This is a genomic window from Thermomonas sp., from assembly GCF_047606765.1.
In the GTDB taxonomy this organism is placed as follows: Bacteria; Pseudomonadota; Gammaproteobacteria; order Xanthomonadales; family Xanthomonadaceae; genus Thermomonas.
Map to the genome: position 1 here is coordinate 22,648 of NZ_JASGED010000070.1, position 19,931 is coordinate 42,578.

The window sequence follows — 19,931 nt, forward strand, 5'->3', positions numbered from 1 at the left end:
TTCACGGCACAGCTTCCACATCGAAACGCAAACCCTGCGCGCACACTGCTTCGCGGATCGCGTCACGTGCCGCATCGATGCGCGCATCCGCCGGCACCCGGCGCGGACGCCGATCCAGCGTGCAGCGCAGGCCAGCATCCAGCAACACCGCATGCGCGGCCTGCAGCGCGGCATGCGTGGCCTGATCCAGCAAGCCTGCTGCGTGTGCTGCATCCAGCAATGCAGGCGTGGCGCGCGCTGCGCGCAACGCCGGATGCGCCGCGCCATCGCGCAGCACAAGGAACTGCAGCAGGAACTCCAGATCGACCAAGCCGCCATCGCCCTGCTTGATGTCGAACAGCGCGGCATCGCTGCGGTCCAGCTCCGCACGCATGCGTCGCCGCATCGCCGAGACTTCATCGCACAATGCGTCGGCTGCACGCGGGCGGGCCAGCACATCGTCGCGCAATGCCTGAAACGCCTGCAACAGCGACGCATCGCCGGCCACGCCGCGCGCACGCGCCAGCGCCTGATGCTCCCATGTCCATGCACGCTCGCGCTGGTACTCGGCGAAGCTGGCAAGACTGGACACCAGCAAGCCCTTGGCACCGTCCGGGCGCAGGCGCATGTCCACCTCGAACAAGCGGCCCGCGCCGGTGCGGGTTTCCAACAGGGCGACCACTTTCTGCCCGAGCCGCGCACTCCAGCGGCTGGCATCCAGCGCGCGCGCGCCGTCCGATACCGCATCCGCTGGCGCATCAAACAGGAAGACGAGATCGAGGTCGGAACCGAAGCCGAGTTCCTCGCCGCCCAGGCTGCCGTAGCCCAGCACGGCGAAGTGCGCGCCCTTGATGTCACCATGCGCGGCCTGCATGTCGGCGCGCGCCAGTTGCAGCACGCAGGCGACCACCGCGTCGGCCAGTGCGGCCAGCCGCCGCGCGCAATCCTGCGCGTCGATGCGTTCATCCAGCAGCGCCAGCGCGATGCGGAAACTCAACGCCTGCCGGACTTCGTTCAATGCATCCAGTGCGGCTTCGGTATCCAGCCCGTTGATCGCCGCCGCGCATTCGGCCTGCATCGCGGCCTGCCCCGGCAATTCGCCAGCGATGCGCACGTCCAGCAATTCGTCCAGCAGCAGCGGATGCGCGGCCAGCCGTTCGCCCAGCAGCGCGCTGCGCGCCAGCGCACCCACCAGACGCCCCAGCGCGGCGGGTTGTTCGTCCAGCAGGGCCAGATAGCTGGCACGGCGCAGCACCGTATGCAGCAGCGGCAGCACGCGCCGCAGCACGGCATCGGGCTGGGCGGAGGCGGACGCCGCCTGCAACAGCGCCGGCAATACCCGGTCAAGCCGGGCACGCGCGGCATCGGACAAATCGCGCACGCCGGGCGCACGGGCGAAATCGCGCAGGCTGGCGTGCAGGCCGTCTGCATCCTCGAAGCCCGCAGCCTGCAACGCAGCAGCTTCGCTGGCATCCGGCAAGCCGCGCCAATAACCCGCGAGGTCACTGTCACCCGTCGTCTGCCTGCTGCGCTGTGCAAGCAATGCGCCGAACTCCTCCGCCACCCGTTCGCGCTGCGCCTGCACGTCCTGCATCAATGCATCCCAGTCCGCATGCCCCAATCCAACAGCGATGCGTACACGCGCCAGCAATGACTGCGGCAATGCGTGCGTCTGCGCATCGCCCAGCATCTGCAAACGGTTCTCCAGCCTGCGCAGGAAGCGATACGCCGCCGCCAGCATGTCGCCGGCAGCGGCATCGACATGCCCGGCATCCACCAGCGCACGCAATGCCGGCAGCAGGCGGCGTTCGCGCAATGCAGGTTCACGCCCACCACGGATGAGTTGCAAAGCCTGCACGAGGAACTCGATCTCGCGGATGCCGCCCGGCCCGCGCTTGATGTCGTCGGCCATGTCCTTGCGCGCCACCTCGGCGGCGATCATCGCCTTCATCGCGCGCAGGCCATCCAGCGCGCCGTAATCCAGATAGCGGCGATAGACGAAGGGACGCAGCGCCTGCAACAGGCGTTCACCGGCTGCGATGTCGCCGGCCACCGGGCGCGCCTTCTGCCACGCATAGCGCTCCCAGTCGCGGCCCTCGTTCTGGAAGTACTGCTCCATCGCCGTGAACGACAGCGCCACCCGCCCGGCGTTGCCGAACGGGCGCAGGCGCAGGTCAACGCGATGGCAGAAACCGTCCGCCGTCACTTCGTCCAGCAGCTTTGCCAGTTGCTGGCCCAGCCGCGCGAAGTAGTCCTGCGCCGCCAATGCGCGCGCGCCGTCGGACTCGCCTTCGTGCTCATAGGCATAGACCAGATCAACGTCCGAACTGAAGTTCAATTCGCCGCCGCCCAGCTTGCCCAGCGCGAACACCACCAGCCGCTGCGGCTGTCCATTGGCATCGCGAATCATGCCGTGGCGCTGCGCGAACTCCTCCTCCAGCGCAGACAGCGCACGTTGCAGGCAGGCATCGGCCAGCGCGGTGCTGCCGGCGAGGATTTCATCGACCGGCGCGTCCTCGATCACGTCACGCCACACCAGCCGGGTGGATTCCGCCTGCCGGAAGCGCCGCAGCAGGCGCGGCCAGTCGGCGCGGTTGTCGGCATCCAGCAAAGGCGGCGAAAGCGATGTGGCAGCATCTTCGCGCAGACGCGCCAGCAACTCCGGCTGCGTCGCCAGCGTGTTGATGGCGAAATCGCTGGCCACCGCCAACCTGCCGAGTGCGTCCTCGCTGCCGTCGATGCCGCAGCCGGCGGCACGCAGCCGCTGCAGTGCGCGCTCACGGATGCCGGCCAGTGCCTGCGTGCTGTCTTCGTCCATGCGTGGATTGTGGCATCGCAGGGCTGCCGCTATCGTGCCCGCCATGAGCGAATTGCAGGATCTGGTCGCGCTGATCCGCGCGGAAACCCCATTGCTGGTGATCGAAACCCCGGACGAGGCGCGGGTGGTCGATCTGTTCCGGCAATCCCTGATGCACGCATGGCGCGCGCTGTACCGCTGGACGGTGACCGAAGGCCTGCGCCGGATGGACATGGATCGCGAGGACGAAAGCCACATCGCGCCCGATCTCAGCGCCACCTTGCAGGACATCCGCAACGCCAACCAGCGCGGCATCTACCTGCTGCTGGATGCGCATCCCTATCTTGGCTATGCCAGCTACCAGCGCGCGCTACGCGACCTGATCCAGCGCCGTGGCAGCCAGCCGCATGTGATCGCGCTGATCGGCACCAAGGTGGAATTGCCGGAAGCACTGGAACCCTTCGCCACCCGTTTCTCGCTGCGCCTGCCGGACGCCAACGCGCTGCTCAAGATGGTGAAGGACGAAGCCCGCGACTACGCCACGCAGAACGGCGGCAGGCGGGTGGAAGCCAATCCCGATGCCGTGCGCCAGATCGTGCGCAACCTGCACGGACTGACCCTGACCGATGCGCGCCGCATCGCCCGCCACCTGATCTATCGCGACGGCGCACTGGATTTCGACGACCTGCCGGAACTGGCACGGCTGAAGTTCGAGCTGCTCAACAAGAGCGGCCATCTGCATTACGAATACGACACCGCGCGCTTCACCGATGTCGGTGGTGCCACGCGCCTGAAACGCTGGGTGGAGCAACGCCGCGCGCCGTTGCTGCAGGATCCGCCGCCACCCGGCCTGCCTCCGCCGAAGGGCATGTTGCTGCTGGGCGTGCAGGGCTGCGGCAAGTCGCTGCTGGCGAAGGCGGTGGCGGGCGGCTTCGGCGTGCCACTGGTGCGGCTGGATTTCGGCACTCTGTACGACAAGTACCACGGTGAAACCGAGAAGAACCTGCGCACCGCGCTGGCATCGACCGAACAACTCGCACCCTGCGTGCTGTGGATAGACGAGATAGAGAAAGGGCTGGCCGCTGGCAGCGGCGAGAGCGATGGCCTGTCACGGCGCGTGCTGGGCTACCTGCTGACGTGGATGGCCGAACGCACATCGCGCGTGTTCCTTGTCGCCACCGCCAACCAGGTACATGACCTGCCTGCGGAACTGCTGCGCAAGGGCCGCTTCGACGAAATCTTCTTCGTTGATCTGCCAGGCCCGCAAACCCGCGCCGACATCTTCGCGTTGCATCTGGACAGCCGGAAGCTGCCGCACGAGCACATCGACCTGTCCGCGCTGGCAGCTGCCGCTGATGGTTTCTCCGGTGCGGAGATCGAACAGGCCATCGTCAGCGCGCTGTATGCCGCGCATTCCGAACAGGCGGGACTGGATACGCAATCGCTGATGCAGGCCATCCGCGACACTCGCCCACTGTCCGTGCTGATGGCCGAGCAGGTGCAGTCGCTGCGCGAATGGGCGCTGCCGCGCACGGTGCCGGCGGATTGAGGCAGGCCCGCCAAGCGACGGGCGTAAAAAAGCCCGCTCAGACTTGAAGTCTCAGCGGGCCTGCTCCCTCCCCCACGTCGGGACGCGGGGCAATCGTGAAGGAAGCGTTAGTGCCTTTGCACGCTGCAGCGCAAAAATGCACTCGATGGTTCATAAATGAATCAGTCGGGGCGCGGTTTCCTGCCCAGATCACGCAGGATTTCGCGCGCCGCATTGCGCCCCGGCAAGCCAGTGACGCCGCCACCGGGATGGCTGCCGGAGCCGCACAGGTACAGGCCCTTGAACGCGCCACGATAGTTGCCCTGCCCCAGCAGCGGGCGGGCGCTGAACATCTGATCCAGGCCCAGCGCGCCGTGGAAGATGTCGCCACCGACCAGGCCGATACGGCGTTCCAGATCAAGCGGGCTCAATGCCTCGTAAGCCAGCACGCTGCGCGCGAAGTTCGGCGCGTATTCGTTGACGGTATCGATCATCAGCTTCGCCACGGTGTCACGGTGCGCATCCCAGCCGCCGTCAACCTCGGGATTCACCTGCTGGCAGAACAGGCTGGCGACATGCTGGCCTTGCGGCGAAAGCGTGTCGTCCAGCGTCGAGGAAATTACGACTTCGACAATCGGCTTGCGCGCCCAGCCGGCGCTGTGCGCCTTCGACTTCGCATCGAAATACGCCTGCTCGAAATACTTGAGCGACGGCCCGATCAGGATGCCGCTCTGGTGATGCGGTTGCAGATGCGTGCCCGGCATCGCGATGAAATCCGGCAACTCACTCAGCGCCACGTTCATGCGGAACGTGCCGGAGCCGCAGCGATAGCGGCTGATGCGCTGCGCGGTGTCATCGTCGAGCTGCCCCGGTTCCACCAGTTTGGTATAGAGCAGCTTCGGATTGAGGTTGCTGGCAATCGTCGATGCGCGCAGTTCGCGGCCATCGGCCAACACCACACCTACGGCGTTTTCGTTTTCGATGATGAGCCGCGCGACTTCCGCATCCGTTTCGATGGCGACGCCGCGCGCTTCGCACTCCTTGCGCATCGCCTGCGTGATCGCGCCCATCCCGCCGATGGCATGACCCCATGCGCCGACCTTGCCATTCACCTCGCCAAACAGATGGTGCAGCAGCACGTAGGCGCTGCCCGGCGTGTAGGGGCTGGCGAAATTGCCGACCACCGAATCCCAACCCAGCACCGCCTTCAGCGGTTCGCCCTCGAACCAACTATCCAGCAACTCGCCAGCGGACTTGGTGAACAGGTCGAGCAGATCGCGGCGAGCGCGCATGTCCAGCGACTTCAATTGCTTCGCGGCGGATGCCGATGCAATCCAGTCGGCCAGCACGAAGCGATCACTCACGTTCGGCGGCGTGCGCCGCATCAGCTCACGCAGCACGACGACGATGCGGTCGAGCATCGCGTAATACGCCGGCAGCCGCTGCGCATCGCGCGCCGACCACTTCGCCACTTCCGAATGCGTGTGCTCGCCGCCGAGCCGGAAGCAGCGCCCATCCGGCAGCGGCAGGAAATTGGCGTAGGGCCGCTCGACCACACGCAGCCCGTGCTGATGCAGGCGCAGGTCGTGGATCACCGCCGGGTTGAGCAGGCTGACCGTGTAGCTGGCAACGGAATTGCGAAAGCCGGGATGGAACTCTTCGGTCACCGCCGCACCGCCAACGATATGGCGACGCTCCAGCACCCGCACCTTCAGCCCGGCACCAGCCAGGTAAGCCGCGCACACGAGGCCGTTGTGGCCTCCACCGATGATGAGGACGTCGTCGTGCTGATGAGCATGCATAGAGTTTCTACCAACCTGATTTTCCACAAACTTCCGGGTGAAGCCGGAGCCTTAAATCGGGTCAGCGGGCAAGCAAGCCACCGTGCCGCGAAGCAAGTGAAACCGCCGCACCATTGCCGCCCATCAGATGTCCTGGTAGTTGCCCAGCGCGAGTTGCAGATGCGCGCGTGCCTGCTCGCGCAGCGATTTCGGCTCCATGATTTCGGCATCCGCACCGTAGTGCAGCACGTCCATCAGCAGTTCGCGCGGCACCGAATACGGCAGCTTCAATTCATAGCGACCATCGGGCAGGAAACGCCCTTGCTGCTGCGAATGCCAATGTTCGTCGGCCACCCAGCGCGCGGCCTTGGCGCTGAACAGGATCGTTGCCCAACCCTTGGGCGCGCCGGAAAAGATGCCGTAGCTGCCGGCGAGATGCGCGTTCAATTCGTCTTCGGCCACGTCGCGCGCCTTGCCGTCGGCAAAACGTGCGCCGCTGATGCGGTCGATGGAGAAGCTGCGCAAACCCTGCTTGTCCTCGTCCCACGCATCCAGGTACCAATTGTCGCGATAGTGCGTGAGCCGCTGCGGCGAAACCGTCCGCCGGGTCTTTTCATCGGTGGAACGCGCGCGATAGTCGAAGGCCAGCTTGCGCCGCTCCAGCACGCTGGACGCGACGATGCGGAAGGCGTGTTCGTCCATCCTGCGGATGCGATGCGGAATGACGCGCACCCGCTCCACCGGCCATCTCTTGCCGCCGGAATGCGCGTCCAGCAGCTTTTCGACGCGCTGCTGCAACGGTGCCAGCGCCGAGGACAACATGCCGCCACTGCTGCGCGCCAGCAGTTGCTGCGCGGCGAGCAGTGCGTGCAATTCCTCGGAGTTCAGCCACAGGCCGGGCAGTTCGAAACGCTCGGCCTCGGTCTTGTCGTAACTGAAACCGGTTTCGCCATCGCCGGTCACCGGTGCCATCAGGCCATCGCGCAGGAAGGCGATGTCGCGATAGACGGTGGCGCGCGAGCAACCCAGTTCCTCCTGCAACCTGGCCACGGTGACGGGGCGGCGCGCGGCCTGCAATTTGTTGTGCAGGGCGATGATGCGTTCGTAGCGATCCATGCCGGCGATTATGCCGCCGAATGCGCCGTCAGGATGCCCCAGCCTGCGTTACGCGCACTGGTCGATCAGCGCGCGCGCACCCTGCGCCAGCAACTGCTTGGCCACGTCCACGCCCAGCGCATCCGGCGCGTCGCCCTCGCCCTGCGCACGCACCACGCGGCCATCGGCGGCAGAGCCCACAAGACCGGCCAGCCGCAACCGTTCGCCATCGCGCTGCGCCAGCGCCGCCACCGGCACATGGCAACTGCCGTGCAGGGCGCGGTTCATCGCCCGCTCTGCCGAAACGCAGGCACGGGTATCGGCATCATCCAGCGCTGCACACAGCGCCTGCACATGCGGATCATCACTGCGGCATTCGATGGCAATGGCCCCCTGCGCAGGCGCGGGCAGCCACGCGGGCGCGTCCAGCCGCGCGCGGATGCGTGCATCGAAACCAAGCCGCTGCAAACCGGCGCAGGCCAGCACGATGGCGTCATAGTCACCGGCGTCCAGCTTCGCCAGCCGCGTGTTGACGTTGCCGCGCAGGTCGAGCAGTTGCAGGTCGGGACACAACGCACGTAACTGCGCCTGCCTGCGCAGCGAGGATGTGCCCACGCGCGCGCCCTGTGGCAGCGCGTCGATGTTGTCGAAGCGATTGCTGACGAAGGCGTCGGCATGATCGGCGCGGGTCAGGATCGCCGGCAGCGCGAAGCCCGGCTCCAGTTCCATCGGCACGTCCTTCAGCGAATGCACGGCGCAATCGGCTTCACCGCGCTGCATCGCGATTTCCAGTTCCTTGAGGAACAGGCCCTTGCCGCCGATGGCCGCCAGCGAGCGATCCAGTATTTCATCGCCGCGCGTGCTCAGCGGCACCAGCTCAACCACGAGACCGGGATGCGCGACGCGCAGGCGGTCGGCGACGTGCTCGGTCTGCCACAGGGCGAGCGGGCTTTTGCGGGTGGCGATGCGCAGGATGGTCATGTGGGCATTATCGCCCGCCGTCGCGGAAGTGGGGTGTGGCATCACGGATGGCCTGACGAACGTCATCCCGGCGAAAGCCGGGATCCAGCTCTTGAATGCAAACTAAAAAATCTGGATTCCGGCTTTCGCCGGAATGACGGAGAAACGCAACACCAGACAAACTCGCCCCTCGGGCACTCCATCCGCGCCGCAATCAGAGATGCCGCAAGGTGTCCCGCAACTGCGCCAGACAGCGCCGGCTGATTTCCAGCGGTTGCCCGCCATTGCGCAGCACGGCCTGCGTGTGGCCATCGGCGGTGCGACGCAGTTCGACGATCTCGCCGCGCGCCACCAGGCAATTGCGATGGATGCGCACGAAGCGTTCGGCGAATTCGGCTTCCAGCGACTTCAGCGATTCCTCGATCAAGTCCTCGCCGCGGGCATGATGGACGACCACGTATTTCTCTTCCGCCTGCAGATAGCGGATGTCGTCGATGGGGATCAGCCGCAGGCTGCCGCGCAGGCGCGCACACAGATGCGTGCGCTGCTGCCCTGCCTGTTCATCGCGCGTGGCATGCAGCCCGCGACCGGCGGCGAACGTGCGCACCCGCGCCAGCGCGGCGGACAGGCGCTCGGGCCGCACCGGCTTGACCAGATAGTCGATGGCATCGGCTTCGAACGCGGACAGCGCATGCTGGTCGTACGCAGTGCAGAACACCACCGCAGGGCGTGGATCAAACTCGCGCAGGTGGCGCGCGGCTTCCATGCCGTCGATACCCGGCATCGAAATATCCAGCAACACCATGTCGGGATGATGCTCGGCACAGGCATGCAGCGCGGCGTGGCCGTCGCCGGCCTCGGCCACCACTTCCACGCCCGGCTGTGCGGCCAGCAGCGCGCGCAGGCGCTCGCGCGCCAGTGGCTCGTCATCGGCGATGACCACTTTCATCGCAACCCCCGCCGTGTCCCGGTTGCCGGCATCGTCGCGCAGGTTTCAGCCGGCTGCAAACCGCGCCGCCATCCAGTCGCCGAGATTGTGGATTTCCTCGGGGCAGACCGCGTGCTGCATCGGGTAGCGCCGCCACTGCACATCGAAGCCCAGTTCGCGCATCGCCTTCGCACTGGCCTCGCCCGCTGCCGCCGGCACCACCGGGTCGAACACACCGTGCGCCATGAACATCGGCTGCGCATTTGCACCCGGTTGCAACGCGGCGCGCGCTTGCTCGATGCCCATCGGCAGATAGGTCGAAAGCGCCATCAACCCGGCCAACGGCGTCTTGCGGGCAATGCCGGCAGCCAGCGTGATTGCGCCGCCCTGCGAGAAACCGGCCAGCAGCAAACGTTCCGGTGGAATACCGCGCTCGCCCTCGCGCGCGATCAGCGCTTCCACCTGCGCCACCGACTCCGCCACGCCTGCATGATCGGCGCGGTTGGCATCGCCAAAATCGAAGGACGTGATGTCGTACCACGCCCGCATGCGCGCGCCACCGTTGATCGTCACCGCACGCACCGGCGCGTGCGGAAACACGAAGCGCAGCGCCGGCCAGTCCTTGCGCACCAGCTCCGGCACGATGGGCGCGAAGTCGTTGCCGTCCGCGCCCAGCCCATGCAGCCACAGCACGGCCCAGCCGGGGTTCGGCCCGGTTTCGTGTTCGACGGTTTCCAGCAGTTCGGCCATGAGTTTCCCGTTTCGATGCGTGTTCCCTGCGCCAGTCTATCCCGACACCCGCCGCGCGTTCGGGCATCATCACCCGCATGACGGCAACACTCCCGGACAATGTGCAGGTCTATCTGGTCGGCGGCGCGGTGCGCGATGCGCTGCTCGGCCTGCCTGCGGGCGACCGCGACTACGTTGTCGTTGGCGCAACGACGCAACAGATGCTGGATGCCGGCTACAAGCAAGTGGGCCGTGACTTCCCGGTATTCCTGCACCCGCTCACGGGCGAGGAACACGCGCTGGCGCGTACCGAGCGCAAGTCCGGGCGTGGCTATACCGGCTTCGTGGTGCATGCAGACCCGTCGGTGACGCTGGAGGACGACCTGCGCCGCCGCGACTTCACCATCAATGCGATTGCACAGGCGGCGGACGGCACGCTGGCCGATCCGTTTGGCGGTGCGCGTGATCTTGAAGCGCGCGTGCTGCGCCACGTCGGCGACGCCTTCGTGGAAGATCCGCTGCGGGTGCTGCGCGCGGCGCGCTTCATGGCCCGCTTTGCCTACTTCGGCTTCACCGTTGCACCGGAAACGCTGGCACTGATGCGCGGCATGGCGCAAAGCGGCGAGCTGGCCGAGCTGGTGCCGGAGCGGGTCTGGCAGGAATTGGCGAAGGCACTGCGCAGCGCCACGCCATCGGCCTTCCTGCGCACCCTGCGTGAGGCCGATGCCCTGCGCGCGGTGCTGCCGGAAGTCGATGCGCTGTACGGCGTGCCGCAGCGCGCGGAGTTCCACCCCGAGGTCGATACCGGCATCCACTGCGAACTGGTTTGCGACATGGCGGCGAGGCTGGCACCGGGCGATGACCTGATCGGTTACGCCGCGCTCTGCCATGATCTTGGCAAGGCGCTCACGCCCATCGATGTGCTGCCACGCCACCTGATGCACGAGCAGCTCGGCGTTGCGCCCGTCATCGCAATGAGCGAGCGCTTGAAGGTGCCGTCGGAACACCGCGAACTTGCGGTGCTGTGCTGCCGCGAGCATCTCAACGTGCATCGCATCGACGAACTGAAAGCCGCAACCGTTCACGACCTGATCGCCCGCTGCGACGGCTTCCGCAAACCGCAGCGCATCGGCCAGCTAGCAACCGTGTGCGAAGCCGACAAGCGCGGCCGCGCCGGCATGGCCGATACCGACTACCCGCAGGGCGACACCGTGCGCCGCCTGCATGCAGCGGCAATGGCAGTGCGCAGTGATGCCATCGCCGCGCAGGGCATCACCGGCCCGGCGTTTGGCGAGGCCTTGCGCAAGGCGAGGATTGCTGCGATTTCAGAGGCGGCGCGTGGAGCAAGCTCCACGCCTACGAATGACGCGAGTCCCAATGCCCTATAGGAACGGAGCTTGCTCCGTTCAAGCCGATGCAACACTGACTAGATCGTCACCCGCCAGCCTTTCTTCTCCATCCCCCACATCAGCAGCCACCACAGCGCCACGAAGGCGATGGCGAATGCGAGCGATGTAGCTTCCTCACCAAACCGTGTACCGATGCTCGGCAGAAACACGCCGCGATACAGCGCACCAAACAGGCCGAAACGCTCCATCAGGCAGGCCATTACCCACGAGCCGGCATAGGCGGTGATCGCATTGATGCCCATGCTGCGTCCAAACGCGCGCAGGCCGCGCACGTCGAACAGCCAATGGCACAGCGCCAGCAGCAGCATCGACCACCCTGCCGCCCACAGCACATAGGACGATGTCCACAGGTTCTTGTTGAGCGGCACCGCCTGCGACCACAGCCAGCCAATCGCCAGCACGGCAAGGCCAGCCAGCAGCAGTCGGCTCGCGCCATGCGTGCGCAACCACGCGCCGGCACGCACGCCGATCAATGTGGTGGCGATGGCCGGCAAGGTACTGAGCAAGCCTTCCGGCTCATGGCCCAGGCCGGTTGCGGCATCGAACTGGTAGGCATGCGCGCCCAGCATCCACGCATCCAGCCTGCTTGCGATGTTGACCTGCGGCGCGTAGCCACCGGTGGCGGCAAGCAATGCCCAATAGCCCAGCAGGATGGCGACGATGACAGCCCATTGCCCGCGCGGCCGCAGCGTCAGCGCCAGCGTGACGGCCACGCCGTAGCAGAGGCCGATGCGTTGCAGCACGCCCCACGGGCGGAAGTCGGCCTTGCCGTAGGCCCACATCGCAAGCGCGTGCAGCAGCAACCCGACCAGCACCAGTCGCAGTGCGCGCAACCAGATCTTCGACAGCGGCGCGCCTGGACGCAGCCCCAATGAAATCGACACACCGACCACGAACAGGAAGGTCGGGAAGATCAGGTCCGTGGGCGTGAAGCCGTTCCACTCCGCGTGCAGCAGCAGCGGATACACATGCCCCCAGTCGCCGGGATAGTTGACCAGCAGCATTGCCGCCACCGCCCATCCGCGCAGCACATCGACCGAAGAAAAGCGGCGCGGCGCGTTCACAGGCGACGATCAAAATGCAGCAGCGCATCGCGCAATGGCGTGAACGCGGTGGCAAGCCCGATCAAGACACCGATGGTGTTTGCCAGTGCGTCATTGCGATCCAGCATCCGCCCCACCGCCATCTGCGCCTGCATGTATTCCAGCCCGATGCCCAGCAGTACCAGCAGCACGCAGACGAAGCCCCACGACAATCTCCGCACGAACAATTGCACAGCGCCTGCTGACAGCACGGCATAGGCCGCGAAGTGCTGGAGCTTGTCGCTCACATTCACCGAGGGCAGCGCCTTCGCGGGCATCAGTGAACCCGCCACGACGATCGCAATCGCCAGCATCCACAGCCCGGCCCACAGCCACGGGCGCTTGAACGGTTTCAGTGAACGGCCCACGCGCGGGCGCTTCGATGCACTCATCGACGATGCCTCACAAACGATGACTCAAATCGCCAAGCAGGAAGGCCGCGCCCAGTTCAACACCGCGCTGGAAGCCCATCGCCTGGAAGCGCTCGCCCATTTCACTCGGCAGGGTCAGCAGCTTGGCCTGCTGGCGCAGGTTGTGGCGGGCCACGTCATCGGCAGCGCGCGATTCGGCCAGCGCAAGGTTCTGTTCCAGCCGGTTGCCGATCAGGAAGCTGGCCTGCGAGCAGTAGCCGGCAAGATCGAAACCCGCGCCTACGCCCGCCTCTGCCAGCGCGGTGAAATCGACGGACGCGGTGATGTCCTGCAAGCCGGGCCATGCGAACACGTCATCAACGACATGATGCTGGCGAAATGCCCGCACGGTGCCGTCATCGCGCTCCGGCAGGTAGTACTCGGCGCGCGCGTAGCCGTAGTCGATGAACAGCATCGCGCCATCGCCCATGCCACCCACGATGGCCTGTATCCAATACGGTAACTGCGCCAGCGCCTCGCTGCGGTAGCCATCGGCAAACGGCTGCGGCAATTGCCGTTCGACGTTGCGCACGGCTGCAGCCAGCATGGGGTCGGCGGGACGTTCTGCACGGACGAAGTGGAAGCTGTCATCGTGCAGGCGACCCGCCACTTCGACGTGTTCTTCCATGACTTCACCATCGCGGATCACGAAACGCGGCGCGGGCAGCGCGTCGATCACTTCATTGGCGAACAGCACACCGTTCCATGTGTCCTGAATCGGCCCGTCCAACCATTCCACCAGTTGGAACAACAGCGGCGGCAGGCGTTCCTGCAAGCGCTGCCGCTGGCGCTGGCGCAGGTCGGCGCTGGGTTCGAGGATGGCGTAGCGTGCAGGCAGCGCATCGTTCGCAAGCAGTTTCGAAAGCGCGGTTTCGGCAAACGCACCACTGCCGCCACCGACTTCCATGAACACCGCTTCGGATCCGATTTGTCGCAGCACGGGCGTCAAGGCATCGGCCACGCAGGCGGCAAACAGCGGCGACAGTTCCGGCGCGGTGGTGAAGTCGCCGCCCGGCCCGAACTTGTGCGCGCCCGCGCTGTAATAACCCAGCCCCGGCGCGTACAGCGCCAGTTCCATGAACTTCCAGAACGGCAGGCTGCCGCCAGCAGCGATGATCTGCTCGGCAATCAGGTCGCGAAGCTGCGCGCTATGCGCCTGCGCATCCGCACCCGGCATTGGCAAGGTGTGCGCGGCCATCAGTCAAAGCGCATCTTGCGGCCCGCGCTCTGGCCGGGGCCGGAGAACACGCGCACTTCGATGGCATCGATGCGGTGCGCACGCAGGGCTTCGCTGTCTTCACCCAGCCGCGCGAGGAACCACGCCGCGAACTCTTCCAGCGTGGCGTTTTCGATCGGCAGCAGCAGCACGTCGGCGCGCAGGAATGGAATGCGCTGGTTGTCGAACAATGCAAACACCTGCTCGCCATCCTCTTCGATACGCAGATGCTGCGAGCGCGTCGGCAGGATCGTCCATTCGTTGAGTTCACGACACAAGGCGACGATGCGATCCTTGTAGATGCCGTAGTCGAAGCACATGCCATTGCCCAGCATGCGTGCCTCGATATCGACTTCGACGCGGAAGTTGTGGCCGTGCAGGCGTTCGCGCTCGCTGGCGTTGAAGATGGTGAAGTGGGCTGCGGAGAACTTCATGTTCTCCTTCGCAAGACGAATGGTCACGGATTCGCTCATGCAAAGTCGGCCTCGCCGATATCGCCAAGCTGCGGACGCATCACGATGTCCTCCACCACGGTGCGCGCGGACAGCGACCACGCCGTCCACGCCATCTCCGCCACGTCTTCCACCGGCATGAGCCGCTCAGGTGGTAGCGGCACGCCATCCCATGACGAGGTAAGCGTCGCGCCCGGCAACAGTGCCGCCACGCGCACGCCATGCGGCTTCATTTCCTCGCGCAGGTTGCGCGAGAAACCGTGCAGCGCATGCTTGGCGATGCTGTAGGAACCGCCGTTCGGATAGGCGGCGATGGACGCGGTGCTGCACACGTTCAGCACCATGCCGCTGCGGCGTTCGATCATCTGCGGCAGCAAGCGTTTGGTCAGCCGGTACGCGCCGAACAGGTTGGCCTGCAGCATGTCCAGCAGCGCATCATCGTCTTCGGAATGGATCGCGCCGGGGCGGTAGGCACCGGCATTGTTGACCAGCAGATCAACGGCGCCGTGCTTCGCCAGCACATCGCGCGCCAGCGCATCCACCGCGTCGTCATCGCGCATGTCGCAGGTGATGGTGTCGATGGCAGGATCAAGCCCGGCAAATCCCGCCTTGCCGCGTGCGCAGGCAATGACCGTGCAACCACCACGCGCAAACCGCTCGGCGATCGCACGCCCGATCCCGCGCGACGCGCCCGTGACCAGCACAACACTCATGATGCAAAGCTCCCGCGTTCAATCACCACGCCCACCGTGTCCGCCGCTTCGAACGCACCCGGCTTGCTCAGCTTCAGGCGCACGCCAGCCGCACCGAACTCGCCAAGAATCAACGCGGCGCATTGCTCCGCCAGCGTTTCCACCAGATTGAAACGGGTCTGGCCGACGAACTCGACCAGCCGCATCGACACCGCGTGGTAGTCCAGCGCATCCGCCAGCGCATCACTGAGCGCGGGAATGCGGTTGTCGAAGCGCATCTGGATGTCGAATACCAGCGGGCGCAGGGCGTGGCGTTCGTGCGCATGCACCCCGATCAGGGCGTCGATGCGCAGGCCTTCGATGAAAACTGTGTCCTGCATTCGTCCCTTCCTCTTCGGTTGAATGCGGGCGGCGCCTACCGCCGGGTGTTCGCTTCGCGGCTCGAAATGCCGCTGCGCGATCCACCCGACGGTCTCGCCGCATCGCACCGTCGGCACTACGGTTTTCCGGATATTTCCACGGCATCCACGGCCTGCCCGCAGATGCCGCTCATATTGCCGACAACGATGCCATTTCCCAACGCGGCACGGCCCGGATCGCGGCATCGTCATGCTGCCCGGCAGCCAGTCGCAGCGCACCGGCAAAGGCGATCATCGCGCCGTTGTCCGTACACAGCGCCGGGCGCGGGAAGCAGGCGCGGCCGCCGCGCGCTTCGCACATCGCCGCCAGCTTCGCCCGCAAGCGCTTGTTGGCACCCACGCCACCGGCCACGATCAGGGTGTCGCAGCCGGCTTCGTCCAGCGCGCGTTCGCACTTGATCGCCAGCGTGTCCACCACCGCATCCTCGAAACCGCGCGCAATGTCGGCGCGGGTCTGCTCCGACTGGTCGCAATCGCGCCACGCCAGCAATACCTGCGTCTTCAGGCCGCTGAAACTGAAGTCCAGACCGGGCCGGTCGGTCATCGGGCGCGAGAACCGGAACCGCCCCGGCACGCCCTGCTCCGCAAGCGCAGCCAACTGCGGCCCGCCCGGATACGGCAGTCCCATCAGCTTGGCGGTCTTGTCGAAGGCCTCGCCGGCGGCATCGTCCAGCGTTTCGCCCAGCAGCCGGTAACGGCCGATGGCCTCCACCGCCACCAACTGGGTATGACCGCCGGACACCAGCAGGGCCACGAACGGCGGCTGCGGCGCGTCGTCCTCGATCAGCGGGGCCAGCAGGTGGCCTTCCATGTGATGCACGCCGATGGCGGGCACCTCCAGCGCCCACGCCAGCGCGCGCGCCACCCCCGCACCGACCAGCAGCGCGCCGACCAGACCCGGACCTGCGGTATAGGCCACGCCATCGATGTCGGCGGTGGTCATGCCGGCCTCGGCCAGGGTCTGGCGGATCAGCGGCAGCAGCTTGCGGACGTGGTCGCGGCTGGCCAGCTCCGGCACCACCCCACCGTATTCGGCATGCAGGGCGATCTGGCTGTAGACCGCATGGGCACGCAGACCCGCCGCGCCGCCGATGGCGGTGTCGTACACCGCCACGCCGGTTTCGTCACAGGAGGACTCAATGCCGAGGACTTTCATCCCCCTATCTTGCACCGGCTTGGCCGGCGCTGCTATCATGCGCGGCTCGCCCAAGCGCCTTGGGCGGCGTATGCGGATCCCTCCGCAACAACCCGGCCATCCTTGGCCGGACTTTTCAATTACGAGATTCCACGATGCCCAGCGTCAAAGTCCGCGAAAACGAACCGTTTGAGTTTGCCCTGCGCCGCTTCAAGCGCACCTGCGAAAAGGCCGGCGTGCTGGCCGAAACCCGCAAGCGCGAGTTCTACGAGAAGCCCACGCAGGAACGCAAGCGCAAGGCCGCAGCCGCGGTGAAGCGTCAGGCGCGCCGCGCCGGTCGCGACGTCACCAAGCGCCAGCGCCTGTACTGAGCGCGCGTTTGTTGCGCCCGAAGCCGGCCGCGTGCATGCGCTGCCGGCTTTTTGCGTTTCTGGGCATCGCATCCATGTAGGTGCGGGGCTTGCCCCGCACATTTCCATCCATGCGGAGCAAGCTCCGCATCTACGCCTCGCACCACACATCATCGGGAGCACCCCATGAGCCTCAAGCAACAACTCACCGACGACATGAAGACCGCGATGAAGGCCGGCGAGAAGGAACGCCTTGCCGTCATCCGCCTCATCAATGCCGCCATCAAGCAGAAGGAAGTGGATGAGCGCGTCGAGATGACCGATGCGCTGGTGCTGGCCGTGCTGGAAAAGATGGTCAAGCAGCGCAAGGACTCCATCACCCAGTTTGAGGCCGCCGCGCGCGACGACCTGGCCGCGCAGGAGCGCTACGAGCTGGGCGTGATCGAGGCTTACCTGCCCGCCAAGATGGGCGAAGCCGACATCCTGGCCGAGATCGACAAGGCCATCGCTGCCACTGGCGCGGCGTCTGCCGCCGACATGGGCAAGTTGATGGGCGTGCTGAAGCCCGCACTGGCTGGCAAGGCCGACATGGGGCTGGTCAGCAAGCTGGTGAAGCAGAAGCTGGGCTGAGCCGGGGCATGTGGAACGCCCGATGCGGCAATCGCCAATCCTTTGATTGGTTTGGCCTTTCAGGCAAGTAACGATAATCGTTTTCATTTAGAATACTCCGGTCGAGCGCTCGCTCATCGCCTCTCCCCGGAGCATTCCCGTGTCGCATTTGCCCCACTTCCCTGTCGTCTCTCCGCGCCTGTCCCTGCTTGCTGTCGCTCTGCTTGCCAGCCTGCAGGCCAACGCGCAGTCCTCGTCTGACACCAACACCGATTCCACGCCCACCGACCTGGACAAGGTGCTGGTGGTTGCCCAGCGCGCCGAGCGCGTCAGCAAGGGCGCCACCGGCCTGGATCTGGACATCAAGGACACACCGCAATCGATCAGCCTTGTCAGCGCCGGGCAGATGCGCGATTTCGGCGCGGACAACATCGACGATGCGCTGCGGCTGGCCACCGGCATCAACGTCGAGGAATGGGAAACCAACCGCACCAACTACACCGCGCGCGGCTTCGATATCGTCAACACGCAGGTGGATGGCGTGGGCATGCCCAACGACTGGGGCATCGTCACCGGTGCCTTCGATGCCTTCGGCTACGAGAAGATCGAGGTGATCCGCGGCGCCAACGGCCAGCTCACCGGCGTCGGCAATGCGTCCGGCACGATCAACTACGTGCGCAAGCGGCCCACCAACGAGCGCCAGGGCGAGTTCAACGTGAAACTCGGCTCGTGGGGCAACACGCGCGCAGAGCTCGACTATTCCACCCCGCTCACGGGCGACGAACGCTGGGCGGGCCGCGTGGTCGCCGCGTGGGAAGACGGAGATTCGTATCTGGATTTGCTGCACGAGGATCGTGCATTCCTGTACGGCGTCGTTGACGGCCAACTGGGTGAAAACGCCACGCTCACGCTGGGCTACTCGCATCAGAAGGCCAATGCCGACAGCCCCACGTGGGGCGGTTTGCCCTTTGCCTACAGCGACGGCACGCAGGCGGAATGGCCGCGCAACACCACCATCTCGCAGGACTGGGCGTACTGGAACACGGTCAACCAGACCGCCTTCGCCGAACTGACCTATGCCTTGCCCAACGACTGGCAACTGAAGGGCACTTACAACTTCCGCAAGTCAACCGAAGACGAAAGCCTGTTCTACGCATGGGCGGGTGCAGGCCTCGATCCGGTCACGCACGAAGGCATCCAGGCCTATCCGGGCTGGTATGCCGCCAATGGCAGTGGACACTTTGGCGAAGTATCCGTGTCTGGCCACTTCACCGCCTTCGGTCGCGAGCACGAGGCGGTGCTGGGTTATGCCCAGTCCTACGGATCGTTGCGGTACAGCACCCGCGACCCGGTCAACGATGTCGAGGCGGGCGATCCCGATCCCTACATGTTCATGCCGCCCTTCCCGTATGCGGGCAACGCCATGCCGGAACCGATCTGGGGCACATCGTATGAATACCAGCGCGGCAGCCAATGGTTGCGCCGCGCCTATGGTGCCGTGCGCCTGGGTCTGACCGACCGGGTGAAGGCCATCGTCGGCTTCAACCACACCTACTTCCACCGCAAGGGCGAGGACATCTACGGTGGCCCCTACGACCAGTCGCAGGGCAAGCTCTCGCCCTATGCCGGCCTGACCGTCGATGTCACCGACAACGCACTGCTGTACGCCAGCTATTCGGACATCTACCAGCCGCAGGACCAGCAAGACATCAATCACCAGTACCTCGACCCGACCAAGGGCGTGAACTACGAGGTGGGCGCGAAGGCCGAATGGTTCGGTCGCCGCCTGCTGACCACGCTGGCGTGGTTCTCCGCCAGGCAGGAAAACCTGGCCACGGAATCCGACACGCCGGCCTTCATCGACACCGACGGCGATGGCGTCGATGATGATTTCTTCTGGTATTACTACGGTGCCAGCGTGAACTCGAAGGGTTGGGAGTTCGAGGCCACCGGCAAGCTGAACGACCATGTCGAGGTGGTATTCGGCTACACCGCGCTGAAGCTGACTTCACCGCAAGGCGACGACGTGTACCCGTGGGTTCCGCGCCACACCGCGAACCTGGCCGTCAGCGCCGCGTTGCCATCGTTGCCGCAACTGCGCTTCGGCGTGAGCGGGCGCTGGCAAAGCGAAGTCTGGAATTACGATGACGCGCTGGTCGCGGAAATCCACCAGCGTCCGTATGCCGTGCTCAACGCCTTCGGCGAATGGAACTTCAACAACCGCGTTTCCCTGCGCGCCAACGTCAACAACATCACCGACAGGACATACATCAGCAGCGTGTACTGGGTCGGCTACTACGGCGCGCCGCGCAACTACTCGCTGAGCCTGAACTGGAAACTCTGAGCCAGCACGGCTTGCG

Annotated in this window: 18 protein-coding genes; 5 read left to right on the forward strand and 13 right to left on the reverse strand. The window is 65.7% G+C overall.

What is annotated here, in order from left to right; all coding sequences use genetic code 11:
- Position 1 precedes the first annotated feature (1 nt).
- Positions 2–2,797 carry a bifunctional [glutamate--ammonia ligase]-adenylyl-L-tyrosine phosphorylase/[glutamate--ammonia-ligase] adenylyltransferase gene (gene glnE, locus QM612_RS06725; RefSeq protein ID WP_415253126.1) on the reverse strand — a complete coding sequence of 932 codons (2,796 nt, stop codon included), beginning with the start codon at positions 2,795–2,797 and terminating at the stop codon, positions 2–4.
- Positions 2,798–2,840: 43 nt separating this feature from the next.
- Here glnE and QM612_RS06730 point away from each other — a divergent pair, with 43 nt between their 5' ends.
- Complete coding sequence (locus tag QM612_RS06730; RefSeq protein ID WP_415253127.1) at positions 2,841–4,325, forward strand: AAA family ATPase; 1,485 nt, start codon at positions 2,841–2,843, stop codon at positions 4,323–4,325.
- 161 nt (positions 4,326–4,486) lie between these two features.
- Here the strand turns inward: QM612_RS06730 and QM612_RS06735 are convergent, their stop codons facing one another.
- The 5 genes from QM612_RS06735 to QM612_RS06755 form a co-directional block, all read right to left on the reverse strand.
- A complete protein-coding gene (locus QM612_RS06735) occupies positions 4,487–6,106 on the reverse strand; it encodes a phytoene desaturase family protein (protein WP_415253128.1) in 1,620 nt (539 codons plus the stop codon).
- Positions 6,107–6,229: 123 nt separating this feature from the next.
- The gene (locus tag QM612_RS06740) at positions 6,230–7,201 is read right to left on the reverse strand and encodes a helix-turn-helix transcriptional regulator (protein WP_415253129.1); all 972 of its coding nucleotides are present in this window, start codon (positions 7,199–7,201) and stop codon (positions 6,230–6,232) included.
- A 48-nt stretch (positions 7,202–7,249) separates the two neighbouring features.
- Entirely contained in the window at positions 7,250–8,161 is a 912-nt protein-coding gene (gene hemC / locus QM612_RS06745; protein ID WP_415253130.1) for a hydroxymethylbilane synthase, read from the reverse strand.
- Between the two features lie 193 nt (positions 8,162–8,354).
- Positions 8,355–9,089 carry a LytR/AlgR family response regulator transcription factor gene (locus QM612_RS06750; protein WP_415253131.1) on the reverse strand — a complete coding sequence of 245 codons (735 nt, stop codon included), beginning with the start codon at positions 9,087–9,089 and terminating at the stop codon, positions 8,355–8,357.
- A gap of 45 nt (positions 9,090–9,134) precedes the next feature.
- On the reverse strand, positions 9,135–9,818 hold the full coding sequence (locus tag QM612_RS06755; RefSeq protein ID WP_415253132.1) for an alpha/beta hydrolase: 684 nt from the start codon (positions 9,816–9,818) through the stop codon (positions 9,135–9,137).
- A gap of 101 nt (positions 9,819–9,919) precedes the next feature.
- Here QM612_RS06755 and QM612_RS06760 point away from each other — a divergent pair, with 101 nt between their 5' ends.
- Entirely contained in the window at positions 9,920–11,185 is a 1,266-nt protein-coding gene (locus QM612_RS06760) for a multifunctional CCA addition/repair protein (RefSeq protein ID WP_415253165.1), read from the forward strand.
- Between the two features lie 38 nt (positions 11,186–11,223).
- Here QM612_RS06760 and QM612_RS06765 read toward each other — a convergent pair whose 3' ends face one another.
- The 7 genes from QM612_RS06765 to tsaD all read right to left on the reverse strand — a co-directional run bounded on the left by QM612_RS06765 (position 11,224) and on the right by tsaD (position 16,633).
- Positions 11,224–12,270 carry an acyltransferase family protein gene (locus QM612_RS06765; RefSeq protein ID WP_415253133.1) on the reverse strand — a complete coding sequence of 349 codons (1,047 nt, stop codon included), beginning with the start codon at positions 12,268–12,270 and terminating at the stop codon, positions 11,224–11,226.
- Positions 12,267–12,680: a VanZ family protein gene (locus tag QM612_RS06770; protein WP_415253134.1), complete on the reverse strand. Its 414-nt coding sequence runs from the start codon at positions 12,678–12,680 to the stop codon at positions 12,267–12,269. Before QM612_RS06770 ends, QM612_RS06765 begins: the two co-directional genes overlap by 4 nt.
- Before the next feature lie 10 nt (positions 12,681–12,690).
- Positions 12,691–13,896 carry a class I SAM-dependent methyltransferase gene (locus QM612_RS06775; protein WP_415253135.1) on the reverse strand — a complete coding sequence of 402 codons (1,206 nt, stop codon included), beginning with the start codon at positions 13,894–13,896 and terminating at the stop codon, positions 12,691–12,693.
- Positions 13,896–14,387: a 6-pyruvoyl trahydropterin synthase family protein gene (locus QM612_RS06780; RefSeq protein ID WP_415253136.1), complete on the reverse strand. Its 492-nt coding sequence runs from the start codon at positions 14,385–14,387 to the stop codon at positions 13,896–13,898. Before QM612_RS06780 ends, QM612_RS06775 begins: the two co-directional genes overlap by 1 nt.
- Complete coding sequence (locus QM612_RS06785) at positions 14,384–15,079, reverse strand: SDR family oxidoreductase (protein ID WP_415253137.1); 696 nt, start codon at positions 15,077–15,079, stop codon at positions 14,384–14,386. Before QM612_RS06785 ends, QM612_RS06780 begins: the two co-directional genes overlap by 4 nt.
- On the reverse strand, positions 15,076–15,438 hold the full coding sequence (gene folB / locus QM612_RS06790; protein ID WP_415253138.1) for a dihydroneopterin aldolase: 363 nt from the start codon (positions 15,436–15,438) through the stop codon (positions 15,076–15,078). Before folB ends, QM612_RS06785 begins: the two co-directional genes overlap by 4 nt.
- A 169-nt stretch (positions 15,439–15,607) precedes the next feature.
- Positions 15,608–16,633 carry a tRNA (adenosine(37)-N6)-threonylcarbamoyltransferase complex transferase subunit TsaD gene (tsaD, locus tag QM612_RS06795; protein WP_415253139.1) on the reverse strand — a complete coding sequence of 342 codons (1,026 nt, stop codon included), beginning with the start codon at positions 16,631–16,633 and terminating at the stop codon, positions 15,608–15,610.
- A gap of 134 nt (positions 16,634–16,767) precedes the next feature.
- Between tsaD and rpsU the strand changes: the two genes are divergently transcribed.
- The 3 genes from rpsU to QM612_RS06810 all read left to right on the forward strand — a co-directional run bounded on the left by rpsU (position 16,768) and on the right by QM612_RS06810 (position 19,915).
- On the forward strand, positions 16,768–16,983 hold the full coding sequence (rpsU, locus tag QM612_RS06800) for a 30S ribosomal protein S21 (protein WP_139716606.1): 216 nt from the start codon (positions 16,768–16,770) through the stop codon (positions 16,981–16,983).
- 165 nt (positions 16,984–17,148) lie between these two features.
- Positions 17,149–17,592 carry a GatB/YqeY domain-containing protein gene (locus tag QM612_RS06805; protein WP_415253140.1) on the forward strand — a complete coding sequence of 148 codons (444 nt, stop codon included), beginning with the start codon at positions 17,149–17,151 and terminating at the stop codon, positions 17,590–17,592.
- 139 nt (positions 17,593–17,731) lie between these two features.
- A complete protein-coding gene (locus QM612_RS06810) occupies positions 17,732–19,915 on the forward strand; it encodes a TonB-dependent siderophore receptor (RefSeq protein WP_415253141.1) in 2,184 nt (727 codons plus the stop codon).
- The last annotated feature ends 16 nt before the right edge of the window (positions 19,916–19,931 follow it).

Coding starts and splice junctions, on each gene's coding strand:
- glnE (WP_415253126.1), bottom strand. CDS start 2,797: ATGGACGAAGACAGCACGCAGGCACTGGCCGGCATCCGTGAGCGCGCA.
- QM612_RS06730 (WP_415253127.1), top strand. CDS start 2,841: ATGAGCGAATTGCAGGATCTGGTCGCGCTGATCCGCGCGGAAACCCCA.
- QM612_RS06735 (WP_415253128.1), bottom strand. CDS start 6,106: ATGCATGCTCATCAGCACGACGACGTCCTCATCATCGGTGGAGGCCAC.
- QM612_RS06740 (WP_415253129.1), bottom strand. CDS start 7,201: ATGGATCGCTACGAACGCATCATCGCCCTGCACAACAAATTGCAGGCC.
- hemC (WP_415253130.1), bottom strand. CDS start 8,161: ATGACCATCCTGCGCATCGCCACCCGCAAAAGCCCGCTCGCCCTGTGG.
- QM612_RS06750 (WP_415253131.1), bottom strand. CDS start 9,089: ATGAAAGTGGTCATCGCCGATGACGAGCCACTGGCGCGCGAGCGCCTG.
- QM612_RS06755 (WP_415253132.1), bottom strand. CDS start 9,818: ATGGCCGAACTGCTGGAAACCGTCGAACACGAAACCGGGCCGAACCCC.
- QM612_RS06770 (WP_415253134.1), bottom strand. CDS start 12,680: ATGAGTGCATCGAAGCGCCCGCGCGTGGGCCGTTCACTGAAACCGTTC.
- QM612_RS06775 (WP_415253135.1), bottom strand. CDS start 13,896: ATGGCCGCGCACACCTTGCCAATGCCGGGTGCGGATGCGCAGGCGCAT.
- QM612_RS06780 (WP_415253136.1), bottom strand. CDS start 14,387: ATGAGCGAATCCGTGACCATTCGTCTTGCGAAGGAGAACATGAAGTTC.
- QM612_RS06785 (WP_415253137.1), bottom strand. CDS start 15,079: ATGAGTGTTGTGCTGGTCACGGGCGCGTCGCGCGGGATCGGGCGTGCG.
- folB (WP_415253138.1), bottom strand. CDS start 15,438: ATGCAGGACACAGTTTTCATCGAAGGCCTGCGCATCGACGCCCTGATC.
- tsaD (WP_415253139.1), bottom strand. CDS start 16,633: ATGAAAGTCCTCGGCATTGAGTCCTCCTGTGACGAAACCGGCGTGGCG.
- rpsU (WP_139716606.1), top strand. CDS start 16,768: ATGCCCAGCGTCAAAGTCCGCGAAAACGAACCGTTTGAGTTTGCCCTG.
- QM612_RS06805 (WP_415253140.1), top strand. CDS start 17,149: ATGAGCCTCAAGCAACAACTCACCGACGACATGAAGACCGCGATGAAG.